At 44.5% G+C, this 22,401-nt stretch carries 21 protein-coding genes and 1 pseudogene; 9 read left to right on the top strand and 13 right to left on the bottom strand.

What is annotated here, in order from left to right:
• Nucleotides 1–140: 140 nt before the first annotated feature.
• The 7 genes and pseudogenes from I6L24_RS03705 to I6L24_RS03675 form a co-directional block, all read right to left on the bottom strand.
• A complete protein-coding gene (locus I6L24_RS03705) occupies nt 141–1,436 on the bottom strand; it encodes a solute carrier family 23 protein (RefSeq protein WP_216986450.1) in 1,296 nt (431 codons plus the stop codon).
• A gap of 306 nt (nt 1,437–1,742) precedes the next feature.
• A complete protein-coding gene (gene ppc, locus I6L24_RS03700; RefSeq protein WP_216986449.1) occupies nt 1,743–4,427 on the bottom strand; it encodes a phosphoenolpyruvate carboxylase in 2,685 nt (894 codons plus the stop codon).
• Between the two features lie 147 nt (nt 4,428–4,574).
• Complete coding sequence (locus I6L24_RS03695; protein ID WP_228733345.1) at nt 4,575–4,751, bottom strand: TetR/AcrR family transcriptional regulator C-terminal domain-containing protein; 177 nt, start codon at nt 4,749–4,751, stop codon at nt 4,575–4,577.
• A gap of 78 nt (nt 4,752–4,829) precedes the next feature.
• Complete coding sequence (locus I6L24_RS03690; RefSeq protein WP_005104991.1) at nt 4,830–5,900, bottom strand: RNA-guided endonuclease InsQ/TnpB family protein; 1,071 nt, start codon at nt 5,898–5,900, stop codon at nt 4,830–4,832.
• Between the two features lie 46 nt (nt 5,901–5,946).
• Nucleotides 5,947–6,975, bottom strand: a complete 1,029-nt coding sequence (locus I6L24_RS03685) for an IS701 family transposase (RefSeq protein ID WP_077067961.1) — start codon at nt 6,973–6,975, stop codon at nt 5,947–5,949.
• Between the two features lie 146 nt (nt 6,976–7,121).
• A pseudogene (locus I6L24_RS03680) lies at nt 7,122–7,391 on the bottom strand (TetR/AcrR family transcriptional regulator); the annotation flags it as partial.
• 36 nt (nt 7,392–7,427) lie between these two features.
• Nucleotides 7,428–8,518 (bottom strand): IS4 family transposase gene (locus tag I6L24_RS03675; protein WP_216986448.1). Its coding sequence is split into 2 segments (ribosomal slippage): nt 7,428–7,978 and nt 7,978–8,518, totalling 1,092 coding nucleotides; the frame shifts between segments, so codons are not numbered across the junction.
• Nucleotides 8,519–8,728: 210 nt separating this feature from the next.
• Here I6L24_RS03675 and I6L24_RS03670 point away from each other — a divergent pair.
• The 9 genes from I6L24_RS03670 (at nt 8,729) to I6L24_RS03630 (ending at nt 18,250) form a co-directional block, all read left to right on the top strand.
• The gene (locus tag I6L24_RS03670; RefSeq protein ID WP_216986447.1) at nt 8,729–9,832 is read left to right on the top strand and encodes an efflux RND transporter periplasmic adaptor subunit; all 1,104 of its coding nucleotides are present in this window, start codon (nt 8,729–8,731) and stop codon (nt 9,830–9,832) included.
• Between the two features lie 2 nt (nt 9,833–9,834).
• Nucleotides 9,835–12,972 (top strand): efflux RND transporter permease subunit, encoded by a 3,138-nt coding sequence (locus tag I6L24_RS03665; RefSeq protein WP_216986446.1) that lies wholly within the window; start codon nt 9,835–9,837, stop codon nt 12,970–12,972.
• Nucleotides 12,973–13,103: 131 nt separating this feature from the next.
• Nucleotides 13,104–13,481 carry a hypothetical protein gene (locus I6L24_RS03660; protein ID WP_005245471.1) on the top strand — a complete coding sequence of 126 codons (378 nt, stop codon included), beginning with the start codon at nt 13,104–13,106 and terminating at the stop codon, nt 13,479–13,481.
• 104 nt (nt 13,482–13,585) lie between these two features.
• A complete protein-coding gene (gene dnaJ / locus I6L24_RS03655; RefSeq protein WP_005104999.1) occupies nt 13,586–14,704 on the top strand; it encodes a molecular chaperone DnaJ in 1,119 nt (372 codons plus the stop codon).
• 599 nt (nt 14,705–15,303) lie between these two features.
• Nucleotides 15,304–15,519, top strand: coding sequence for a cold-shock protein (locus I6L24_RS03650; RefSeq protein ID WP_005105001.1), 216 nt, complete (start codon nt 15,304–15,306; stop codon nt 15,517–15,519).
• Nucleotides 15,520–15,631: 112 nt separating this feature from the next.
• The gene (locus tag I6L24_RS03645; protein WP_004647679.1) at nt 15,632–15,859 is read left to right on the top strand and encodes a hypothetical protein; all 228 of its coding nucleotides are present in this window, start codon (nt 15,632–15,634) and stop codon (nt 15,857–15,859) included.
• A 69-nt stretch (nt 15,860–15,928) separates the two neighbouring features.
• On the top strand, nt 15,929–16,126 hold the full coding sequence (locus I6L24_RS03640) for a hypothetical protein (RefSeq protein ID WP_004728908.1): 198 nt from the start codon (nt 15,929–15,931) through the stop codon (nt 16,124–16,126).
• A 601-nt stretch (nt 16,127–16,727) separates the two neighbouring features.
• Nucleotides 16,728–17,549, top strand: coding sequence for a 4-hydroxy-tetrahydrodipicolinate reductase (dapB, locus tag I6L24_RS03635; protein WP_004728905.1), 822 nt, complete (start codon nt 16,728–16,730; stop codon nt 17,547–17,549).
• A gap of 56 nt (nt 17,550–17,605) precedes the next feature.
• Nucleotides 17,606–18,250 (top strand): START domain-containing protein, encoded by a 645-nt coding sequence (locus I6L24_RS03630; protein ID WP_216986445.1) that lies wholly within the window; start codon nt 17,606–17,608, stop codon nt 18,248–18,250.
• 48 nt (nt 18,251–18,298) lie between these two features.
• On the opposite strand, the gene ahr is transcribed toward I6L24_RS03630, so the two are convergent.
• The 6 genes from ahr to I6L24_RS03600 all read right to left on the bottom strand — a co-directional run bounded on the left by ahr (nt 18,299) and on the right by I6L24_RS03600 (nt 22,362).
• Nucleotides 18,299–19,327: an NADPH-dependent aldehyde reductase Ahr gene (gene ahr, locus I6L24_RS03625; RefSeq protein ID WP_216986444.1), complete on the bottom strand. Its 1,029-nt coding sequence runs from the start codon at nt 19,325–19,327 to the stop codon at nt 18,299–18,301.
• Between the two features lie 5 nt (nt 19,328–19,332).
• The gene (locus I6L24_RS03620) at nt 19,333–19,914 is read right to left on the bottom strand and encodes a DNA-3-methyladenine glycosylase I (RefSeq protein ID WP_216986443.1); all 582 of its coding nucleotides are present in this window, start codon (nt 19,912–19,914) and stop codon (nt 19,333–19,335) included.
• Nucleotides 19,915–19,938: 24 nt separating this feature from the next.
• Nucleotides 19,939–20,184 (bottom strand): hypothetical protein, encoded by a 246-nt coding sequence (locus tag I6L24_RS03615; protein WP_216986442.1) that lies wholly within the window; start codon nt 20,182–20,184, stop codon nt 19,939–19,941.
• Between the two features lie 15 nt (nt 20,185–20,199).
• Nucleotides 20,200–20,751: a M23 family metallopeptidase gene (locus I6L24_RS03610; RefSeq protein WP_206687199.1), complete on the bottom strand. Its 552-nt coding sequence runs from the start codon at nt 20,749–20,751 to the stop codon at nt 20,200–20,202.
• A gap of 60 nt (nt 20,752–20,811) precedes the next feature.
• Nucleotides 20,812–21,840 carry an A/G-specific adenine glycosylase gene (mutY, locus tag I6L24_RS03605; protein WP_410550298.1) on the bottom strand — a complete coding sequence of 343 codons (1,029 nt, stop codon included), beginning with the start codon at nt 21,838–21,840 and terminating at the stop codon, nt 20,812–20,814.
• Between the two features lie 162 nt (nt 21,841–22,002).
• On the bottom strand, nt 22,003–22,362 hold the full coding sequence (locus I6L24_RS03600; RefSeq protein ID WP_026055739.1) for an HIT family protein: 360 nt from the start codon (nt 22,360–22,362) through the stop codon (nt 22,003–22,005).
• Nucleotides 22,363–22,401 lie beyond the last annotated feature (39 nt).

The following is a 22,401-nucleotide window of genomic DNA, read 5'->3' as shown; positions in this document are numbered from 1 at the left end:
GAAATAAGCCAACGCGAATCAATAGCCTGTCACTTAAAACAGTTCATTCTAGACCGACTGTTTTAAGCGACACAAAAAGACCGAACATCAATGTTCGGTCTTTTTGCTTGCAACAGGTTGTGTCCGGTCATCGCTGAATTTTATTTTTTATCGACCAGGCTGAAGAACCAGTTGAGGAACAGGGCTGCAAAAGTTGCGGTACCAATACCACCCAGATTGAAGCTGCCGAAAGTCAGGGCAAAATCACCCGTCCCTAAAATAATGGTCACCGCAGCCACCATCAGGTTCTTGTTCTGCGAGAAATCGACCTTGTTTTCAATCCAGATTTTGGCACCGGCAATGGTAATCAGACCAAACACCACAATCGAAGCACCGGTCAGAATCGCCGTTGGAATGGTATGAATCACTGCACCAAACTTTGGCGATAAACCGAGGAAGATGGCAAAGACACCGGCGATGGCAAAGATGATGGTTGAATACACACGGGTTACGGCCATGACCCCAATGTTTTCACCATAGGTGGTCATCCCCGGCGCACCGACACCACCAGCCAGGGTCGTCGCAACACCATCGGCAACAAAGGCTTTACCAATATGCGGATCCAGATTTTCTCCGGTCATCGCGCTGACCGCTTTAATATGGCCCAGATTTTCTGCCACCAGAATCAAGGCAACCGGTGCAATGATCAGCATGGCGTTTAATTCAAAGGTTGGCGCGTGGAAGGTTGGTAAACCGAACCAGGCCGCTTGCTGAATCGGCTGGAAGTTGATCGCAGTGCCATAACCCATGACATTACTGAGCACGAAATAGATCAGATAAGCCAATAACAGACCGACCAATAACAGCAGACGCTGTAGCAAGCCTTTGGTAAACACTGCAATCGAACCCATACACAGCACAGTGACCAAGGACATCCACATATTAAAGGTGTTGCCCATGACGCTTTTCACCGTCACTGGCGCCAGGTTCAGACCAATGATCATTACCACGGCACCAGTCACCACCGGTGGCATCAGCTTTTCAATCCAGCGCGTACCGGTCGCCATGACCAGAAAACCCATCAGCGCATAGAAAATACCACAGGCAATAATCCCGCCGGCTGCAACGCCAATATTCGGATTCAGTCCACCGCCGCCGGCATAACCGGTCGCTGCAATTACCACCCCAATAAAGGCAAAGCTCGAACCTAAATAACTCGGAACGCGGCCACCGGTGATTAAAAAGAACAGGATGGTACAGATCCCTGACATTAAAATTGCCAGGTTTGGATCAAAGCCCATTAAAAAAGGTGCCAGTACGGTTGCGCCAAACATGGCAAAGGCATGTTGTACACCCAAAACTACCGTTTGTGCGGGTGGCAAATACTCTGCGGTACCTACTGGTCGTGCATCGATACTGCCCTGATAAGGGCGCCATTTGGGAAACCAACTGGACATAAAATGAGCACTCATAAGATAAATTGTGCACATCATACTCCGGTTTTTTGGAAGTTTTAATCACTCCTTTCAACTTTTTGTTCAAGTTAATTCATTGACTTTTATTTATTTTTTATCAATTGGTAAATATTTTTAATATAAAAGTAGCGTTAAATCAGTGGATTAATCATATAGCTATGCTTAAAATTCACTCATAAAGATTTGTTATTTTAGTTATAAAAAATACGATGCAGTGAGTGGTTTTGGCCAATTCATGTACAAAAAAAGCACATCACCAGGATGTGCTTTGAATGCGAGGGCGAAAAATCAGCCGGTATTACGTAAACCGGCTGCAATGCCGGCAATGCTGACCATTAAGGCATGATCGACCGGGGTATTTTCAGCCTGCTGCTGTTCCAGATATAAACGGCGACGTTTCATCAGTTCAGCTTGCAGTAAGTGCAGCGGTAACAAATAGGGTTTACGTACTTTCATCGACTGATCCAGTACACCGTTACTGCTCAGGAGTTTCGATTCGCCTTTTAAGCTCAACAGGGTTTGTACAGCATCCTGCAAACGCTGACGCAGTTCTGTTCCCAGAACTTTAAGATCTTCATCCTGAGTCAAATGCGATTCATAATATAGCGCCACATTGGCATCGGCTTTGGACAGTACCATTTCCAGCATATCAATCAGGGTCTGAAAATACGGCCACTCTGCCAGCATCTCATCCAGTACCGTGCGTTGTCCCTGATCCAGTACCGCATTTAATGCAGCACCGGTACCGAGCCAGGCCGGTAACATCAGGCGAATCTGGGTCCAGGCAAAGACCCAGGGAATCGCTCGCAGTGATTCAATCCCACCACTGACTTTACGTTTCGCCGGCCGTGAACCCAGTGGCAGCATTTGCAGTTCAAGTTCTGGCGTGACGGTACGCAGGTATTTCACAAAATGCGGATTTTCCCGGACGGTCTGGCGATAGACCTGCACCGATAGCTCGGTCATTTGATGCATCAAGTCGCGCCATTCCTGTTTGGGTTCAGGTGGCGGGAGTAAGGTCGCTTCCAGTGTTGCAGCGGTATAAATTTCCAGATTCTGCAGGGCGATTTCTTCCAGACCGAATTTGAAACGGATCATTTCGCCCTGTTCAGTCACCCGGATCGCACCTGAAATCGACCCTGGCGGTTGAGAGAAGAGTGCCTGCTGGGTTGGCGCACCGCCACGGCTAATTGAACCCCCACGACCATGAAACAGGGTCAATTGCACGCCATGTTGCTGGGCAACTGCGGTCAGTTCTTCCTGGGCACGATACTGTGCCCAGTTGGCCGACATAAAGCCGGCATCCTTGGCAGAATCCGAATAGCCAATCATGACCTCATGCTTGCCCTGAATATGCTGTTTGTACCAGTGCATATTGAACAGGGTCGACATGGTTGCGGCTGCACCATCCAGATCTTTTAAGGTTTCAAATAGAGGAACCACCCGTAACGCCTGCTCGATGCCGGCTTCTTTTTGTAAAAGCAGTACCGCCAGCACATCACTTGGATATTCTGCCATGGAAATAATATAGGCACCCAGAGACTCGCTCGGCTGTTCGGCCAGTGTGCGCATGGTGGCAAAGACTTCCTGTACATCCGGATGTTCAATCAGGCTGCCGGCCGGTTCATTCAGATGTTTCGGCAGTAATGGACGCTTGCTTTGTAATTCCTGCAGTAAAAAGTTTTGACGGGCCTGTTCGGTCCATGTTTCAAAATTCCCCAGTCCCAAATATTCAGTAATGGCTGAAATTGCCTGACGGTGACGGCCGGATTCCTGACGGATATCCAGTTTTAGTAGTTCGATCCCAAAACTGTTGACCCGGTAAATAAAGTCCAGCAGGCTGCCATTGGCAATTTCGGCCAGATTGCAGTCCATTAGCGAGCGGTAGCATGTCAGGAGCGGTTGTAAAAGTTCGTCTTTACTTTTAATCACCAGACTGTCATCGGCATCATTGCCTTTTAATTTTTCTGCCAGCCAGTGCCGCGTCGCTTTCAGGCGGGTACGGGTGTCACGTAAATATTCACGATAGGGTTCAGGATGGGGCTGGCCCAAAGCTTCGGAAATTTCCGGACTACATTGCTGAATAGACAGTTCCCAGCGCAGGTTTTCAATATCACGTACATAAAGGTCGGCTGCTTTCCAGCGCGACAGCCACAGTACTTCCTGAGTGACGGTGTGAGTGACATTCGGGTTGCCATCGCGGTCACCACCCATCCAGGAGGCAAAACGTACTGGTGCGACATCTAAGGGCAGGTTCTGGCCACATTGCGCTTGCACCATGCCATTCAGTTCGCGGATAAATTTCGGGACCGCATTCCACAGGGTCTGCTCAATGGTGGTAAAGCCCCATTTGGCTTCGTCAATCGGAGTCGGGCGATGCTGACGGATTTCATCGGTTTGCCAGGCGGAGCTGATCAGCTGTTTCAGATCGGCCAGAACTGCCAGACGTTCACGTGGAGTGAGTTTCTGCTGGTCGAATTTGGACAGGGCATTATTGATGCCATCATATTTTTGAATCAGGGTACGGCGGCTGACTTCTGTGGGATGCGCGGTCAGGACCAGTTCAATTTTCAGTTCACAGATTTCCTGATACAGCGTATCGGCAGAAATCTCCTGCTGTTTAAATTTTTCAAATAAAGGCACCAGAGGATTGGGTGATTCTGCAGTGTGATCAAACTCGCTCTGACGGCGACGACGTACCACATGATATTGTTCGGCAATATTGGCAAAGTTTAAAAAGTGGGTAAAGGCACGGGTCAGCGGCAGGATTTCGGCATCTTCCAGGCTCAAAAACAGTTGTTCCAGTTGTTTTTCTGCTTCGACCTGTCCATCGCGAGCGCCTTTGGACAGGGCACGGATTTGCTCGATCTGATTAAACAAATCCTGCCCGGCATGTAATTTTAAGGTTTCCCCGAGCAAATTACCCAGTAAGCGTACGTCTTCGCGTAGTGGTGCATCAATTTGTTGAATCATTTTATATTCCCTCAAATGCTTAGTTTGACTATACCGCGACTGTCGGACAATCCAAGTCCTTTACAGACAAAAGTTGCAGATTTTTAGCTGCTTTTTTCACAAGTCGGCAGCATCACAATAGCGCAGGTAGGTGACGTTGGTATGAGCTTATGGGTTGGTAATACCATATTTCAGCATAAACAGTTCAATCGCCTGGGCAATGATCTGCTGTTGTGCGGTATGCGATGGAGGCGGGCTGAGGCCCAGCAGGATTTTCTGATGCCGGGTTCCGGTCAGCAGGGACACAATCAGCTCGGTCTGTTTTTCTGGAAGATCAACCTTAATAAAACGGTACTGTTGAGCCAGAGCAAAGAAATCATTCCAGACTGCTTCCAGTTTGCTATGCGAGGCCTGTTGACATCCTCACCCACCTGAAAGGAGGGTGATTCCTACTGCTAGACGCTTATGCCCAAGCGCAAGTATGTTCTTAGCACTGTTCAAATCCCTATCCAGGACACTTGAGCAGTTTTCACATTCCCATACTCTTATTCGCAAATCTGCTCTACCTTTCGGACTGCTTGCGGTGATCTCACCACAGCACGAGCAGATTTGGGTTGTGAAACTTTCGTTGACTTCCTCAAACAATACACTTGCGTTCTCGCATTTATACTTGAGCATTGTTTTGAGTGCTGAAAATCCTGTATCTAAAACCGATTTAGCCATTTTAGTTTTCACAAGTTTTTTAGCACTCAGGTTGCCAACAATAATCAGTGCATTTTCTTTTACAAGCATGGTGCTTGCTTTGTGCAAATGATCTTTACGACAATTTGCAATCTTGGCGTGTAATGCACGAACACGCTTTTTATTCTTCGCTCGTTGAGTAATACCTAGTTTTTGTTCATATTTTCGATAGAACTTTGGATTTGAAATCACAGTACCATCAGAACAGGTGGCTATATCTTTTAAGCCTAGATCAATGCCAATGGCTTTAGTTGCAGTTGGTTTGTCTAACTTAGGTGAATCCACGACTAGGCACACATACCAACGCCCACGACTGTCCTCAACAAATGAACCTGTTCTAACGGCATATTTGCTTAAACCGTAGCTATCCCATAAGCCAAATTTGGTTTCTCCATACTCAACCCATCCCTCAGCATATTTCAGTCCTGATTTTTTGAATGGTATCCAACCAAGCGATCTTCTTGCTGACTTCTTGTTACTTACACGCCATTTTAATTTTGCTTTTCTAAACTGTTTTCTTTTAGCAGTATATTCTTCCCTGATTGCATCCACCGTTTGGCTATGCAGACCACACAATTTTGAAGTCCCTTTTGTGTATTTAGCCATATCGAATGCTGAGAAAAAGTCACCTGTTCTTTTTAGGTGTGCGAAACTTAAATCATTCACATAATTCCAAACAAAGTTCACCTCAGATGCTAATTGGTCTAGCACCTTGCAGTGTTTGTCTTTTATTCGTAATTTAAGTGTTTTCATGGGCTTATATTAGCTCATGTTGAATTAAAATAGGACTTACGCACTATTATTTATAGATTTTCTGTGGCAGCAGATGATTCTTATCGAGAATAAATTCATCAATAAAGTTCTTGATAATTGGTCTAAATAATTTTTTCTGCCAACGATATACATTTTCAAAGATCCGCTCAAACTGGTTCTTTTGTATCTCAACATAGGCCATCAAGGCTGAGAAAATATGATTCAAAATCAGCTTGGATCGTCTTACTTGAAACTTTTCAATATGACAAACCTGTTTAATTACTCGATGATATTGTTCTATTTTCCAATGACTTGAATGTAATTCATAAAAACCATCAAAGGACAATAAATCATCTTCATCTTGATGCACAATATAAAATCTCTGCTGTTCTTTTAACTGAGTCTTAAATAATTGTACAAAGCCAACATCTTTGAGCCAGACCACTTGACCCTGATGAAAATTCGGCAATAAACGGAGTTGAAACCATTGTCCTTTTTCAGGGGAAACCTTACGGTTACTGTCGACACCAAACATAAATCGAATACCATGTTTTCTTATGGTTTTTAGATTTTCAGTCGATGAATACCAACTATCACCTGTAATGAATTGAATCTTTGCACCCCAATCGAGTACTTCACTTAACATCTCCATAAAGTAATCATTCTTGGTTTTACTTTCTGACTTATCATAAATTCGAAAATTAATTGGAATATTTTTGCCATGTTGATCTGTCGCATACAAGGTAATGAGATTAATACCCTTGACGGATCGGTGGTGTTTACCTGACCAAAAATAGCTAACTAAGTCCATATGTTGACTATATGGCTTATCTAAAACAGTATCATCAATACTGACTATAAGTTTATTATTATCAATGTGTTGAATTGCTTCTTGATATAGATCGCGAGCTGTGTAGTCTTCACGCTCCAAAAAGCGATTTACACTGTCATGCGAGATATTATAAGTCTCGGCAAGTTGTGTGCAGCTAATAGAGTTTGGTTCTGTCATGAGAAAGCCCATATAAATGGGTAATGTACAAGTTGCTGTAGAAGCATGTTTAGTTCGTCTGATCACAGATACGTTATAAAGTAGTTTGAGACTTTTTTAAATCCCTCAATGCGTAAGTCCTATAAAATTATTGATTCTTAAAAAATAAACGACATTTCATGTCGTGTCGCTTATATCTCTGACCTGAAGAACAGAGTTTTACGCTCCATTTAATAAAACTCATGATAAAAATCAATTTCAGGTCGTAGCATCTGCGGGTATTCATGCAGAATGGCTTCACAGGTATCTTCGATCGCACACGTAAACAGAGTCGCCTTGTCCTGAAAATGGTTATACACCGTCAGCTTGGTGACGCCGGCCTCACGCGCAATCTGGTTCATGCTAGAAGTATGATAGCCATGTTCTAAAAATAAGGCTTTGGCCACACTGAGAATCCGTTGGCGCTTTTTCAGATCTTTGGGTCGTCCTACAGGTATTTGCACAATTTCTTCTCAAAACAGCTCTGTACACGACAAATTTCACAGAACCCTTATCCTATCAGGGTTCTGCCTTCTTAAAATTGCCAAAATTTCCTTAAACTCTTCTTTTTTCCCAAAACCAATTAAACGCTGAATCGCCATTTGAACATAGTCTAAACCATAGCGAAATAAACTCATTGAGAGTCGTCCATGCTTCTTTATTTTTATCACTTTTTTTTGATCATGTTGCCATTCACCCGTTAAGTAACACCAACAGAAGCTTATAGCTAACACCGCAATCAATTTTTTCACTCGTCTAGGGTCTGTCAAGCGCGTATTTTCAAGATTAAACCCGCGTCCTTTGAGACAACTGAATAAGGTTTCAATTTCCCAGCGTAATGCATAATCCTCAATAGCATTGGCATTAAACTGAGGAGAAACGACGAGTAAAAGCTCTCCATTTTCTAACTGTAGTGCACTTATATATAGTTTCACCCGACCAACCAAAATCCGTCGTTTACGACATTCAATTTGACCAACTTGAAGATGGCGAAATAAATCACTAATTTTATGATTCTTTCCTAAATGATTGGTGACAATAAAGTTTTTTTAACACGAATGCAGAAGTTGATCTCTTGTTCAATTAACCATGTAAACCACTGCTCACCGATAAACTCTCTGTCTGCGAACACATTCACAATACAGTCTTTACCAAAAATGGATATGAAGCGTTGAATTAAAGCAATACGCTCTTTCGTATCTGAATTTCCCCGTTTATTAAGTAATGTCCAAACGATAGGTATCGCTATTCCACGATAAACGATCGCAAGCATCAGGATATTAATATTTCGTTTTCCCCATTTCCAATTGGTTCTATCTAAAGTCAGTTGGACTTTGTCGAATGAAAATATATTGAAAATCAACTGAGAAATTTGACGATAATCAAAATACTGACCTGCAAAGAAGCGCTGCATACGTCGATAAAATGATTGTGGTAAGCACTTGATGGGCAAGGCTTTAGATGCAGAAGAAAGATTACATGTTTGCTTTAAAATAATCACAAGCATGATGAGCGCAAAGCACTTTAAATGTGACTTGTTCCATTTTAGATATTTGTTTAAGATAAGATATAACTCATTGAGATGTGTCATAGTATTCGTCGTTAGAAAACAATTATTATGACATTATTTCAATGAGTTATCTATTTTTGTCGTGTACAGAGTCAAAACAGTTAACACGGTCATTGCTTTGATGACTCAGTTGTAATTAGTGTACCGGTTGGCATATTGGCTAAAAGATAAGCAATTCAATATATCAGCATAGTTTGCCCTAAAAAAGATGATCAGATAAGAGCGAATAAGATGAGCAGGATTTACAGCGTATTGGCTGGCATGATGATGCTTTGCAGTGTGACCTTAAGCGGGTGCAACAAAGATACTGCCGCAGCAGAACAGGAAGTTCCCTTCGTCATGGTGAGTAGACCGGCCGCTTCACAGCATGAACTGAAAAGCTATGCCGGAGATGTGCAGGCGCGTCAGCAAACCGAGCTGGCCTTTCGGGTGGCGGGACAGGTAACCCAGCGTTTCGTCGATGTCGGGGATCAGGTCAAAGTCGGGCAGGTACTAGCGACACTGGATGTAAAAGATGCACAGCTACAGCTGGATGCAGCACGTGCCCAGCTGGAAAATGCACAGTCTGCCAGCAAAATTGCTCAAGATGAACTACAGCGCTTCAAGCAGCTATTACCTGTCAATGCTGTGAGTCGCTCGCAATATGATGCCATCGATAATCAATACAAAGCCGCACAGTCAAGCCTGAAACAGGCACAAGCCAATTATGATACGGCCAAAAACCAGACCGCTTATAACCAGCTACTTGCCACTAAAAATGGCGTGATCACTGCACGTAATATCGAAACAGGTCAGGTGGTGGCCGCGGGGCAGGCGGCCTATGAGCTGGCGATTTCCGGTGAACGTGAAGTGGTGATTGGAGTGCCGGAACAGGCCATTTCAGAGATTAAGGTCGGACAGGCAGCTACGGTCACTTTATGGTCCAGACCTGAAGAAAAATTTGCTGCCTTTGTTCGCGAGATTGCACCGGCAGCAGACCAGTCGCGTACCTTCCGGGTTAAAGTCTCACTGCGTGAGGGCAATGCGCAGATTCAGCTGGGACAAAGTGCCCGGGTATATTTTCAGCACAGCCGGGACAATATGCTCAGTATCCCGCTGTCCAGTGTATCGGCCACCGATCAGCAGGCTTATGTAATGGTGGTCCAGCCGGATCATACCTTGCGTAAAGTCCCGGTCCAGCTAGGTGCCTATGGCCGGGACAGTGTTCCTGTACTCAGTGGGCTCAAGCCGGAAGACTATGTGGTGATTGGTGGCGTACATCTGCTGCGTAACCAGCAAAAAATCAATCCGATTGATCGTGAAAACCGTCATGTGACCATTCAGGCAGGGAGTTAAGCATGAACTTTAACCTGTCGGAATGGGCCTTAAAAAATAAAGGTCTGGTGCTGTATTTCATGATCCTGCTGGGTCTGATCGGCATCGTCTCTTATTCCAAACTGTCACAAAGTGAAGATCCGCCTTTTACCTTTAAAGTCATGGTGATCCAGACCTATTGGCCGGGTGCGAGTGCCAAAGAAGTATCCCTACAGGTCACTGACCGGATTGAAAAGGAACTGATGACCACGGGACAGTATGACCGCATCATGGCCTATTCGCGTCCGGGTGAATCCATGGTGACTTTTGTTGCCAAGGATTCTCTGGCTTCGAAAGATGTCGCGGATGTCTGGTATAACGTGCGCAAGAAGGTGGGCGATATTCGGTATGAATTGCCACAAGGGGTACAAGGTCCGTTCTTTAATGATGAATTCGGCGATACCTTTGGCAATATTTATGTGCTCAAGGGTAAAGATTTTGACTATGCGACCCTCAAGGAATACGCCGACCGCTTACAGCTGCAATTGCAACGGGTCAAAGATGTTGCCAAAGTTGAGCTGATTGGCCTGCAAGACCAGAAAATCTGGATTGAGATTTCCAATACCAAGGCCATTCAGCTGGGCGTTCCAGTCATGGCGATTCAGCAAGCCCTGCAGCAGCAAAATGCCACCACCCAGTCCGGTTTTTTTGAAACCAGTTCAGACCGGATTCAGGTGCGGGTCAGTGGTGCATTAAACAGTGTTGAAGAGTTAAGACAGATGCCGCTGCTGGTCAATGGCAAAACCATTCAGCTGGGGGATGTCGCAGAAGTCTATCGTGGCTTTAGTGATCCGGCGCAGCCCCGGATGCGCTTTATGGGCGAAAACGGCATTGGTATTGCTGTATCGATGCGCAAGGGTGGGGACATCATTGCCTTGGGTAAAAATCTAGAACAGGAATTCGCCCGCCTGCAAAAAGCCCTGCCACTTGGCATGGAGCTGCAAAAAGTCTCGGACCAGCCGGTGGCAGTCAAACGCAGTATTAACGAATTTATGAAAGTGCTGGCAGAAGCGGTGATTATCGTATTGCTGGTCAGTTTTTTCTCGCTCGGTTTCCGGACTGGTCTGGTGGTGGCATTTTCCATTCCGCTAGTGCTGGCCATGACCTTTGCCGGTATGCAGCTGTTTGATGTCGGACTGCATAAAATTTCTTTGGGGGCGCTGATTCTGGCCCTCGGTCTGCTAGTCGATGATGCCATTATCGCCATTGAAATGATGGCGATTAAAATGGAGCAGGGTTATAGCCGTTTACAGGCGGCCGGGCATGCCTGGCGCACCACCGCTTTTCCGATGCTGACCGGGACTCTGATTACCGCTGCCGGTTTCCTGCCGATTGCCACTGCAGCCTCGAGTACCGGGGAATATACCCGTTCGATTTTCCAGGTAGTGACCATTGCATTACTGGTGTCCTGGATTGCCGCGGTACTGTTTGTGCCATATTTAGGCGATAAACTTCTACCGGATTTCAACAAAGATTTAATTCAAAAAGCGCCGTGGTATCAGCGGCTTTGGGCACGTCTGCGCAAACAGCCAGAACCTCAGCCGCTTGTGCATCATGCCGGTGAACATTATGACCCTTATCAAACCCGGTTTTATCAGAGCTTTCGTCGTTGGGTCAATGCCTGTGTGACCTATCGTAAAACTGTCATTGCTGCCACGGTCGGAATTTTTATCCTGTCTATTTTAATGTTTAAATTGGTGCCGCAGCAGTTTTTTCCGCCCTCGAACCGGGCTGAAATTCTGGTGGATCTCAAACTTGAAGAAGGTGCATCACTGAAAGCCACTGAAGCTGCAGTAAAAAAAGTCGAAGCCTTTTTATCAAAACAAGAGGGGATTGATAACTATGTGGCCTATGTCGGGATGGGATCGCCGCGTTTCTATTTACCGCTCGATCAGCAGTTGCCGCAAACCAGCTTTGCCCAGTTTGTGGTATTGGCTTCCTCGCTGGAAGACCGGAATGAAATCCGCAAATCCTTAAGTGACCAGATTCGAGAGTTATTGCCGGAAGTGCGTACCCGGGTGTCCTTGTTGGAAAATGGCCCACCTGTGGGCTATCCACTGCAGTTCCGGGTATCGGGTGAAGACTTAGGATTAGTTCGTGAATGGGCGCAGAAAGTTGCAGCCACCGTGGGAGAAAATCCAAATACCACCAATGTGCATCTGGACTGGGGCGAGCCGAGCAAAGTCATCAAATTACAGATTGATCAGGATCGTGCCCGTCAGCTTGGGGTGAGCAGCAGTGAACTGGCCAATGTACTGAATAGCTCGATTTTGGGAGCAGGCATTGATCAGTATCGTGAAAAACGTGAACTGATCGAGATCCGTTTGCGTGGTGCTCAGGCTGAACGGGTGGAGGTAGCATCTTTAGCCAGTCTGGCTGTTCCGACCGCAACCGGTACATCGGTACCTTTGGCGCAGCTGGCCAAAATAGAATACAGCTTTGAGGAAGGTCTGATCTGGCATCGTAATCGCTTGCCGACCATTACCGTGCGTGCCGATATTCGTAGCAAGTTGCAGCCCGCTACTGTGGTCAATGAACTCAAAGAGCCACTGGAAAAAATCCGGGCAGAGCTGCCGAATGGCTATCTGCTGCAAGTGGGGGGTACAGTTGAAGAATCGGCTCGTGGACAGAACTCGGTGAATGCCGGCATGCCTTTATTCCTCGCAGTCGTCATGACCCTGCTGATGATTCAGCTCAAGAGCATCTCACGGGCCTTTATTGTGTTCCTGACCGCACCTTTAGGCATTATCGGAGTGGTGTTATTCCTGTTAATTTTCAATAAACCTTTCGGTTTTGTTGCGATGCTCGGAACGATTGCCTTATCTGGAATGATCATGCGCAACTCGCTGATTCTGATTGACCAGATCGAGCAGGATATTCAGGCCGGAGAGTCGCAGTGGGATGCCATCATCAATGCCACAGTACGCCGTTGTCGTCCGATCGTATTGACCGCACTGGCTGCAGTGCTGGCCATGATTCCCTTGTCCCGCAGTATTTTCTTCGGGCCAATGGCGGTGGCGATTATGGGTGGTTTGATTGTGGCGACATTATTGACCCTGTTTTTCCTGCCTGCCCTATATGCACAGTGGTTTAAAGTGAAAAAAAGTTTAAATTCTGTTTAAATTTGTCATAATTTCAGGTGCGAAATTTGGAAATTTTCAATATAGTAGCACCTGAGATTTTTATAATTTAAAAAAATAAGTAATTGCTGCATTGGCCGAGCTGCCAATACGGTAACGAGGTTGAACCAAACATGACTCAAGATACATTAACCAAGATGCGACGTTCCGTAGCGATGGCTTATGTCTTCATGTTTTTGGCCTTATTTACCCTGTTTAGTGGACTATTGGCCTACTGGTTCGCACGTAAAGTCACCCAGGTTGATTATGCCGAGGTCTGGTTACAAGCGCAGGCACTGTGGATCATGCGTAATATCGTGATTTATACCATTTTGGCGATCTTCGCTGCGCTGTGGTTTATTCCCCTGTTTTTCTTTGCCTGGGACAGCCAGCTCTGGGTTAAAGCCTGTGTAGTGACCGGGGTAATTTTCAGCTTTATTGCCTTTATTTTCCTGATCAATGCCTGGTTTAAAGGCATCCATAAATTCTCTCAAAACAAAGCTGTGTTCTAAAGCGTATAATTTTTTTCATATTTCCCCTTGTAAAACTCGGTTTGACCCCAATTTCAGACCTCAGTTGAATATTAAACAAAATTCCGTGAGGAGCATCGCCAGACATGGCTAAACGTGATTATTATGAGGTTTTGGGCGTCGCTAAAACCGCTAGTGATGATGAAATCAAAAAAGCCTACCGTAAGTTGGCGATGAAATATCATCCAGACCGTAACCCGGACAATGCTGAAGCTGAAGAGAAATTCAAAGAAGCAGCAGAGGCCTATGAAGTGCTCTCTGATGGTGAAAAGCGCAGCATGTACGACCGTATGGGCCACCAGGCCTTTGAGGGTGGTATGGGCGGCGGTGGCGGCTTCGGCGGTGGTTTCAGCGCAGAAGACATTTTTAGCCAGTTCGGTGATATTTTCGGTGGTGCTTTTGGTGGCGGCGGTGGTCGTGGCCAGCAACGCGCACGCCGTGGTTCTGACTTACGCTATGTGATGGAACTGACCCTGGAAGAAGCGGTCAAAGGTGTCAAGAAAACCATTACCTTTACTGCACCGGCACCGTGTGATGCCTGTGATGGTAAGGGTTCAAAAAATCCAAACGATGTAGAAACCTGCCGTACCTGTCATGGTGCTGGTCAAGTGCGCATGCAGCAAGGTTTCTTCTCCGTACAGCAAACTTGTAGTACCTGTCGTGGTCAGGGCAAGATCATCAAGAACCCATGTAATAAATGTCATGGTTCAGGTGTGTCGGATCGTCAGCAAACTCTGGAAGTCACTATTCCTGCGGGTGTGGATAATGGCGACCGCGTTCGCTTGACCGGTAAGGGTGAAGCAATCCGTGATGGTCAGTCAGGTGACTTGTACGTAGAAGTGGTGGTGCGTGAGCATGAAATCTTCCAGCGTGATGGCGCTGACCTGTATATGGATGTGCCGGTATCAATTGCTGATGCAGCCTTAGGTAAGGAAGTTCAGATTCCTACGCTAGATGGCCGTGTTAGTCTGAAAATTCCTGAAGGTACGCAAACAGGTAAACTGTTCCGTTTACGTGGTAAGGGTGTTAAACCGGTACGTACCAGCATGCAAGGTGACTTGCTGTGCCGTATTGTGGTAGAAACTCCAGTCAACTTAAGTGCACGTCAACGTGAACTGTTAAAAGAACTGCAAGAAACCATGGATGGTGAAGATAGCAAATCATCACCAAAGAAAAAATCATTCTTTGATCGTTTGTTTGATTAATTGAGTGAAAGTAAAAAAGGACGCTGAGGCGTCCTTTTTTATTATGTAGATAAGATACTCTAGATTAGAAGATGCTATTTATTGTTTGATAAGTCTCGCTTAAACATAAAAACCGCCTAAAAAGCGGTTTCTATTTTTATATTTGACTATCTAAATAGAAAGTATGAGTCCAAATTTGGAGGGTGATAGATATTTTGTAAGTGAGAAAAAAGCATCATTCCCGAAATTAAAAAGGCCAATATTGTTATTACAGAGCTATATAATCGCATTCATTACTTATCAAATTTACCAGTACAGCAGATTACTCTTATTTTGTTATCATGACAATGAAAGCTTAATCTTATTGAAATAATTATAAATTTTACTTTTTAATAAATAAAATAAATATATATATAAGAAAACTTGATTAATTAAATTTTTCGTGTATAGTTAACTTAACTAGAAAAAAGTCTTGTTTCGGTAAATCTTCTTTAAGTATCGTAGTTTTAGTCATAATCCTTCGTTTTTTTTCAGATTTTAAGTCTCATTCTTTATTATTTCAAAGTTATAATCAGTCTATAAAATGACTAAAAAATTATTAAAAATTATTAGGATATATTATGTCAAACTCAAATGTTGTTAAAGGTACTGTAAAGTGGTTCAACGAAACTAAAGGTTTTGGTTTTATTCAACAAGAATCAGGTCCAGATGTTTTTGCTCATTTCAGCGAAATTGCGAGTTCAGGTTTTAAAACCTTGCTTGAAGGCCAGCTGGTTGAATTCAGTGTAGCTCAAGGTCAAAAAGGACCGAATGCTGTAAATATTGTTGCTATCTAAGCAAGAATAAACAGTAAAAAAAAGCACTTAATAAGTGCTTTTTTTATCGTTCAAAATTTAATTTTAAGTTATTTTCCAAATTGGAAAAATCTTTAGAAAAACAGGATTCAAGCTGTTAAAAATAAATGATTTAATTGCAAAATCTAAAAATGGTACTGAAATTATTGTTTCGTTAATTCCTCTCAATAAAATGCAAAATACACGTCAGGGTTTAAAAAGAATTGAAGTGGGTAAAAGAGTTCTTCTTTCATCTGGAGTTGAGGTGGATTTAAACTTAGATGGCCGTACATTCTATACTTCTCTAAATCAATTATTTAAGCTAAATCATAAAGTTATTTAAAGATAAAATTCAGAAATATCAATTTTTAGTGGATATTTTGCCACTTTAACTATTATTAAAGGTATAGATATGCTTAAACAAAGTATCAGTGTAAAGGATCAGTTTGGGGCTCAACAGGCTATTCAAGCAACAGTCGATCATCATTTTTCTAAAACACAATCTCATTCCAATATAAAACATATCACTGTAGATGGTGAAGATATTCGTCCCAGTTTTGAAATGTGCTTTCAAAGTACCTTAAGTGGAAAAATTTTCAAAATTGTATAGACCAGGCAAATTTTGCTTTAGGTATTATTATTTTTAATAAGTTCCCGAAGAGCTAGAGAATTAATTTGCTCAATCTAAGGACTGATTTTTGTATAAGGCAAAATTGAGTCCTTTTAGTCTCAATAAGACTTAAAATCCTATCTGCTCATCAATTCAAAAGTAGATATTCATAATTAAAATTTAGTAAAAGTCTTGCATAAGAATCCCGTTAATCTAACTGAGATTTAAATCATCAAGATTTTGAGCTGACTTAATAATGGCGAGCCTAAACAGGAAAAACTGTATTGGCAAGTCGTCTGTTTAACTTCAAAAATCAGTAATCTCAGTAAATCATTTCAAAATCATAGCGATAAAATTATGAATAAGCTTATTCAAGTTATATGAGCAATTGCTAAAAACTATATGACGAGTCAAGTTGATGTATATCGTATAGCTTTGACGGAAGTGATAGCCTAACTTCTTAAGCTTGATTAAAACTCTTATCAATATCAGTGATTTCGCTCTTTGAGTATTTTCATTGATTTTTATGCAATGCATCTTAGTGTTATTCCGCAGTTTTGCTATAGTAAGAGCAATTTTGGATCAACATCAGGACTATGTTATGTCAGCTACACCACGCATTGGGATCTTGGGTGCAGGCGGTCGTATGGGGCGTATCCTTATTCAGGCTGTGCATGAAGCAGGTTATCAATTGGCGGCTGCGGTAGAACGCCCTGAAAGTACACTATTAGGCGCAGATGCTGGCGAACTTGCCGGAATTGGCGCAACAGGTGTTAAGGTCGTGGGTAGCCTTACCGATGTAGTCAAAGACTGTGATGTCGTGATTGATTTCACTGCGCCAGCAGCGACCGTCAATCATCTGAAAATCTGCCGTGAAGCCGGTGTTGCCATCGTGATTGGTACGACGGGTATGAATGACGAGCAAAAAGCCTATCTCGATCAATCTGCGACAGAAACTCCTGTAGTTTATGCAGCAAACTATTCAGTGGGTGTGAACGTCTCGATCAAACTGCTTGAACTGGCCTCTAAAGTTTTTGGTGATACGGTTGATATCGAAGTGATTGAAGCACATCACCGTCATAAAGTAGATGCGCCATCGGGTACAGCTTTGATGTGGGGTGAGGCGATTGCGGAAACTTTGGGTCGTGACTTAAAAGAAGATGCAGTGTATTGCCGTGAAGGTCATACTGGTCCGCGTGAGCGTAAGAGCATTGGCTTCCAGACCATTCGCGGTGGCGATATTGTCGGTGAACATACTGCAATGTTTATTGCCGATGGGGAACGTGTGGAAATTACTCATAAAGCGACTAACCGCATGAACTTTGCTTCTGGTGCGGTACGTGCTGCAGCTTGGGTCGTCGGCCGTGAAGCGCGTAAATATGATATGAAGGACGTGCTTGGTTTTAACGATATTCAGGTTTAAAACCGAGTCAAAATCATTTATAAAAAAATCTAAAACTAAAATAAGACGAATAAAAAATGCAAAAAATGATTTTCCTGCTCTGTGCAGTGGCGCTTGGTGCCATTGCGCAGGCAAAACCTGTTGAGAAGCCTAAACTCAGTATTCATAAAAACAATATCAAGGTCTGGACCTACCAGAATGAGCAAAACCCGGTCTTTCTCTATAAAGCTGAAACCACCTATACTGCACCCATTGAAAATGCCGTGTCCCTGATTCTAAATGTCGAGCATGCCGTACAGTGGGTTCCCTATATGGGTAGCATCAAGATCCTGTCCCGCGATGATAAAAAAGGTGACTTTACCCTGTATATGGTGCTGGATTTTCCATTTCCCTTAAAAGACCGTGACCTGATTGTACAGGGCAAGATGATCAAGGAAGCCAATGGCCAGATCACCATCAAGAATAAAGCCATCCAAAGTGGCTATCCTTTAAATCCGGATTATGTGCGTTTAACCGATTATCAGGGCGACTGGACTTTTCAGAAACTGGCCAATAACAAGGTCAAGGTTTCAACCTATGGTTATGCCAATCCGGAAGGTTCCATTCCTTTGACCTTCGTAAATATGTTCGTGCAACAACAACCTTATCAGATGCTGCAGAAAATGAAGACCGAGCTGGCCAAGCCTTCACCTATTGCGGTCTTGCCTGAAGCTCTGCAATAAAAAAGACCCAATCGCTGGGTCTTTTTAACACGTGAAAACAGACTGAATTTAAGCTGTAAAATCTGCTTTAAGTACAATCCGGTAACGGGCTTTGCCAGAATGCAGATGTTCAATCGCTTGGTTCAGCTGTGACATCGGGAAGACTTCGATTTGTGGCGCAATATTTTTACGTGCAGCAAATTGGAGTAACTGACGTAAAGCCGCCGGCGAACCTGTCGGTGAACCGGTAACTGACTTGGCTCCACCAATCAGCATGCCTGCCGGAATCTGCATCGGCTCCAATGGCAAACCTAACATATGCACAGTACCGTTTGGTGCCAGAGTTGCCAGATAAGCCTGCCAGTTCAAGGTGACATTGACGGTACTCAACAGTAAATCAAACTTGCCACGCTGGGCTTTTAATGCAGCGACATCACGACTGTTCACCACATGGTCAGCGCCCATGCCTTTCAGTTCATCAGTTTTATCCAGGTTCGAGGTGAAGGCAGTAATTTCACAGCCCCAGGCTTTCAGCAGCTTGATGGCCATATGCCCTAAACCGCCAATGCCAATTACGCCAACATGATGAATGGCCTGAATCTGATGTTTCAGGATCGGATCGAATACAGTAATCCCGCCACAGAGCAGGGGGCTGGCACTTTCAGGATCAAGATCTTCGGGTAGGGGAATGACCCATTGCCATCCGGCACGCACTTTGTCGGCAAAACCACCGGCATGTCCGACAATGGTCGCCACCTGACCGCCAGTACACAGCACCTGCTGGCCTGAAATGCAGGGATCGCAATATTGGCAGCTTTCCGCTGTCCAGCCGATACCCACCCGTTGACCAACTCTCAGGCCTTTAGCTTCTGTACCCAGATGGGTAATGGTACCGATAATCTCATGTCCTGCTACGACCGGATACACTGAAGAACCCCAGTCATTATTGATCACTGAAATATCGGAATGACAGAGACCGCAGTATTCTACTTTGACTTCGACCTGATGCGGCTGCAGTTCTCCGGCATCAAATTGATAAGGTTCAAGTTCCGCACCTGCGGACATAGCAGCATAAGCTTGAATAATATTATTCGACATGATTTTCAGCTCTTATTTAAATGCGAGAATATTGTTTTAAAGTCACAATGATTTTCATGGTCATCGACCATACCGACGGCTTGCATAAAGGCATAGCAAATGGTGGGTCCAATAAATTTAAAACCAGCCTGTTTGAGTGCTTTAGACATCTTCTGGCTCTCAATGGTTTGAGCGGGTGCTTGCCGATAATCCACAACCTCATTATTCAATCGCGGTTGCTGGGCAAAAGACCAGAGCCATTCCACCAGATTAATCCCTTGCTGTTGCAGTTTCAGCCAAGCTTGGGCATTCTCCCGAATGGCATTCAGCTTGCCGCGATGCCGTATCAGGCTAGCATCTTCAAGTTTTATTTGGAGTTGTTGATCTGTAAGTGAGGCGATAGATTCAATCGAATATTGAAAAAAATGTTCACGATAAGCTTCACGTTTTCTGAGGACAGTAATCCAGGCCAGACCGGCCTGCTGTCCTTCCAGACACAGCATTTCAAACAGGCGATTTTCATCCAGCAGAGCCTGTCCCCATTCCTGGTCATGGTAGGCGATATACAGCGGATCATCGGAGCACCAGCCACAGCGTTGCACAGTCATGTGATGCTCCTTGTTTTGATGCTTTTATAATTTAAACACAGTCCATTGATCCTGCTGATTGTCCCAATACGACAGTTCAGCCTGATTCAGATCGCTAAATTGAATCCACATGTCTTTACCGGCCTTGTCGGCATAACCGGTACTGATCAGAAGCGCTTCCTCGGTAATTTCCATCACCCAGCCCTGGTAAGTTTGACCATTCAATACAATTTTTTGTTGATTGCCTGATTCAGCAAATTCTACCAGACGATTGATCAACGCTTCTGACATGTAAATATCCTAAAATTAACGTAAATAGGGATAAGGGTTGACCACACCGCGGCCCTTGCCCTGTAAATAGATTCCATAATGTAGATGTGGTGCAGTATGCTGGGCATTGCCGCTGTTGCCGACATAACCGATCAGCTGGCCTTTTTTGACATAGTCACCCACTTTTAAGCCACGTTTATGGCCATCCAGATGCGCATAATAATGCCAGGAGCCGCCTGGACCCAGAATCCAGACTACTTTACCACCCAAATTGTTATTACGTAAATCTGCAATCAGGCCCTCAGTTGCGCTAAAAACTTTGGTTCCACGTGGAGCCATAATATCAATACCTTCATGCAGGCGTCCGCGACTACGCGAAGCACCCCAGGTATCTGTCAATTCACGTGCCTGTACACGTGCCACCGGGATTGGTAGAGAGGACGGCACTCGCATACTTTTCAGTTTTTGCACGAGGATAGGATTGAGCTGTACAGCGGGGGATTTTTTCGGTGTACTGCTACAAGCAGCCAGCAGCACAGTAATCAAAGCAATCCACGTCAAAGCAAGGTATTGGCGCACTTTATTCATCCTTAAATATTGGCAATGCTCATGTCGAGCTGATCGATATTTTGCTTTGTCCAGACTATGTCACAGATTGACGCTAGTGATCAATTTTTTCATGGCAGTCGGAATACCGGCATCGGTTGCTGTTTGCGGACTCATCCAGCAGCCTTGCAGTTCAATCGCCACATGTTCCTGCTGATCCTGTTCTACTGCAAAAACAATCGCTTCAAGGTGCCAGGTAAAATGGGTAAAACTGTGGCTAATCTGGGTCTTTTTGACGATATTTTTAAGGCTCAGCTGCTGGCATTGCTGTTCAAATTCATATGCATTTTCAATAATCGGCAGACACCAGAGACCGCCCCAAAGACCGCTATTGGGACGTTGCTGCCAGAGCCAGTCTGTACCGGACTGGATCAGCAAGACCTGAGCAAAGCGTACCGGAACCGTTTTTTTGGCCTTCTTGAAAGGCAATTCATTTTCCAGACCTTGCTGATGAGCCTTGCAATGCTGCTGCATCGGACAATACAGACACAAAGGCTTTTTCGGTGTACAAACGGTCGCACCCAAATCCATAATCGCCTGGGTATAGTCATGATTGCGCTCGATAGGACAGAGCTGTTCCGCCAGTTGCCATAGAGCACGCTCATGCACCGGTTTGGACAGATCATCCTCAATCGCAAAGAAACGTGACAATACCCGTTTGACATTACCATCCATGATTACGCCATATTGACGTAAACCGAGTGACATCAGGGCGCCAGCGGTAGAACGGCCAATGCCGGGCAAGGCCATCCATTCTTCCAGGGTTTGAGGGAACTGCTGCTGTGCGGTTACGATGCCGGCAGCTTTATGCAGATTGCGGGCGCGGGCATAATAGCCGAGACCTGCCCAGTAGGGTGCGACCTCATCCCATGAGGCTTGACCCAAGTCCTGAACAGTCGGAAAACGCTGGATAAATCGTTCGAAATATTGCAGTACAGTTTTGACCTGGGTTTGCTGCAACATGATTTCAGAGACCCAGACTTTATAGGGATCATCTGTCACCTGCCAGGGCAAGTCATGACGACCATGCACATCAAACCATTCCAACAGGGCATCTGAAAATACAAACATGAACACATAGCAACCGAATAAGCAGCAGCTAGTATAGCGGAATCAGCAGGGTGGGAATGTGAAAAGTCGGATAAAAACGTAGATGTTCATCGAGCTTGATAGAAATTGGCTTTCATAAAAATAAATGCTCCGGAGAGCATTTATTTTTGATAAAGAATCCGGTTAATCGTTAATTCCCCAGCGCTCATCCAGCTTCAAGGTCTTGCCTGCATAACGCGGAATAATATGAATATGCAGATGTTCAACCTTTTCCTGAAAAACTTCACCGTCAATAAAACCAACATGAAAACCGGCAGGCTGGTAACGTAATTGCAGTTCATTGCGTGCCTGTTCCAGTAAAGACATCAAACTTTTACGTTCTTTGTCGGTTACTTCAAAAAATGAGGCCACATGCCGCAATGGAATAATCACACAGTGACCTTCGGACAATGAATTCGGTTCAGGCAACACCACACCATAATCATTTTTGGCAATGACATCATATTCATCAAAATTGCAGTAGGGGCAGTTGGTTTCGGCCATCATACACATTCTCCTCTGGTAGGATTTATCTTTCTTTTC

This window comes from Acinetobacter lwoffii (genome assembly GCF_019048525.1).
In the GTDB taxonomy this organism is placed as follows: Bacteria; Pseudomonadota; Gammaproteobacteria; order Pseudomonadales; family Moraxellaceae; genus Acinetobacter; species Acinetobacter lwoffii_K.
This window is presented reverse-complemented; position numbering and strand designations above follow the sequence as displayed.

Bases quoted from the DNA above. Each gene is read 5' to 3' on its own strand.
- dapB (WP_004728905.1), top strand. From the start codon at position 16,728: ATGTCAGCTACACCACGCATTGGGATCTTGGGTGCAGGCGGTCGTATG.
- I6L24_RS03690 (WP_005104991.1), bottom strand. From the start codon at position 5,900: ATGAAAACACTTAAATTACGAATAAAAGACAAACACTGCAAGGTGCTA.
- I6L24_RS03670 (WP_216986447.1), top strand. From the start codon at position 8,729: ATGAGCAGGATTTACAGCGTATTGGCTGGCATGATGATGCTTTGCAGT.
- ppc (WP_216986449.1), bottom strand. From the start codon at position 4,427: ATGATTCAACAAATTGATGCACCACTACGCGAAGACGTACGCTTACTG.
- ahr (WP_216986444.1), bottom strand. From the start codon at position 19,327: ATGTCGAATAATATTATTCAAGCTTATGCTGCTATGTCCGCAGGTGCG.
- I6L24_RS03610 (WP_206687199.1), bottom strand. From the start codon at position 20,751: ATGAATAAAGTGCGCCAATACCTTGCTTTGACGTGGATTGCTTTGATT.
- I6L24_RS03640 (WP_004728908.1), top strand. From the start codon at position 15,929: ATGCTTAAACAAAGTATCAGTGTAAAGGATCAGTTTGGGGCTCAACAG.
- I6L24_RS03600 (WP_026055739.1), bottom strand. From the start codon at position 22,362: ATGGCCGAAACCAACTGCCCCTACTGCAATTTTGATGAATATGATGTC.
- I6L24_RS03620 (WP_216986443.1), bottom strand. From the start codon at position 19,914: ATGACTGTGCAACGCTGTGGCTGGTGCTCCGATGATCCGCTGTATATC.
- I6L24_RS03665 (WP_216986446.1), top strand. From the start codon at position 9,835: ATGAACTTTAACCTGTCGGAATGGGCCTTAAAAAATAAAGGTCTGGTG.
- mutY (WP_410550298.1), bottom strand. From the start codon at position 21,840: ATGTTTGTATTTTCAGATGCCCTGTTGGAATGGTTTGATGTGCATGGT.
- I6L24_RS03650 (WP_005105001.1), top strand. From the start codon at position 15,304: ATGTCAAACTCAAATGTTGTTAAAGGTACTGTAAAGTGGTTCAACGAA.
- I6L24_RS03615 (WP_216986442.1), bottom strand. From the start codon at position 20,184: ATGTCAGAAGCGTTGATCAATCGTCTGGTAGAATTTGCTGAATCAGGC.
- I6L24_RS03630 (WP_216986445.1), top strand. From the start codon at position 17,606: ATGCAAAAAATGATTTTCCTGCTCTGTGCAGTGGCGCTTGGTGCCATT.
- dnaJ (WP_005104999.1), top strand. From the start codon at position 13,586: ATGGCTAAACGTGATTATTATGAGGTTTTGGGCGTCGCTAAAACCGCT.
- I6L24_RS03705 (WP_216986450.1), bottom strand. From the start codon at position 1,436: ATGTCCAGTTGGTTTCCCAAATGGCGCCCTTATCAGGGCAGTATCGAT.
- I6L24_RS03660 (WP_005245471.1), top strand. From the start codon at position 13,104: ATGACTCAAGATACATTAACCAAGATGCGACGTTCCGTAGCGATGGCT.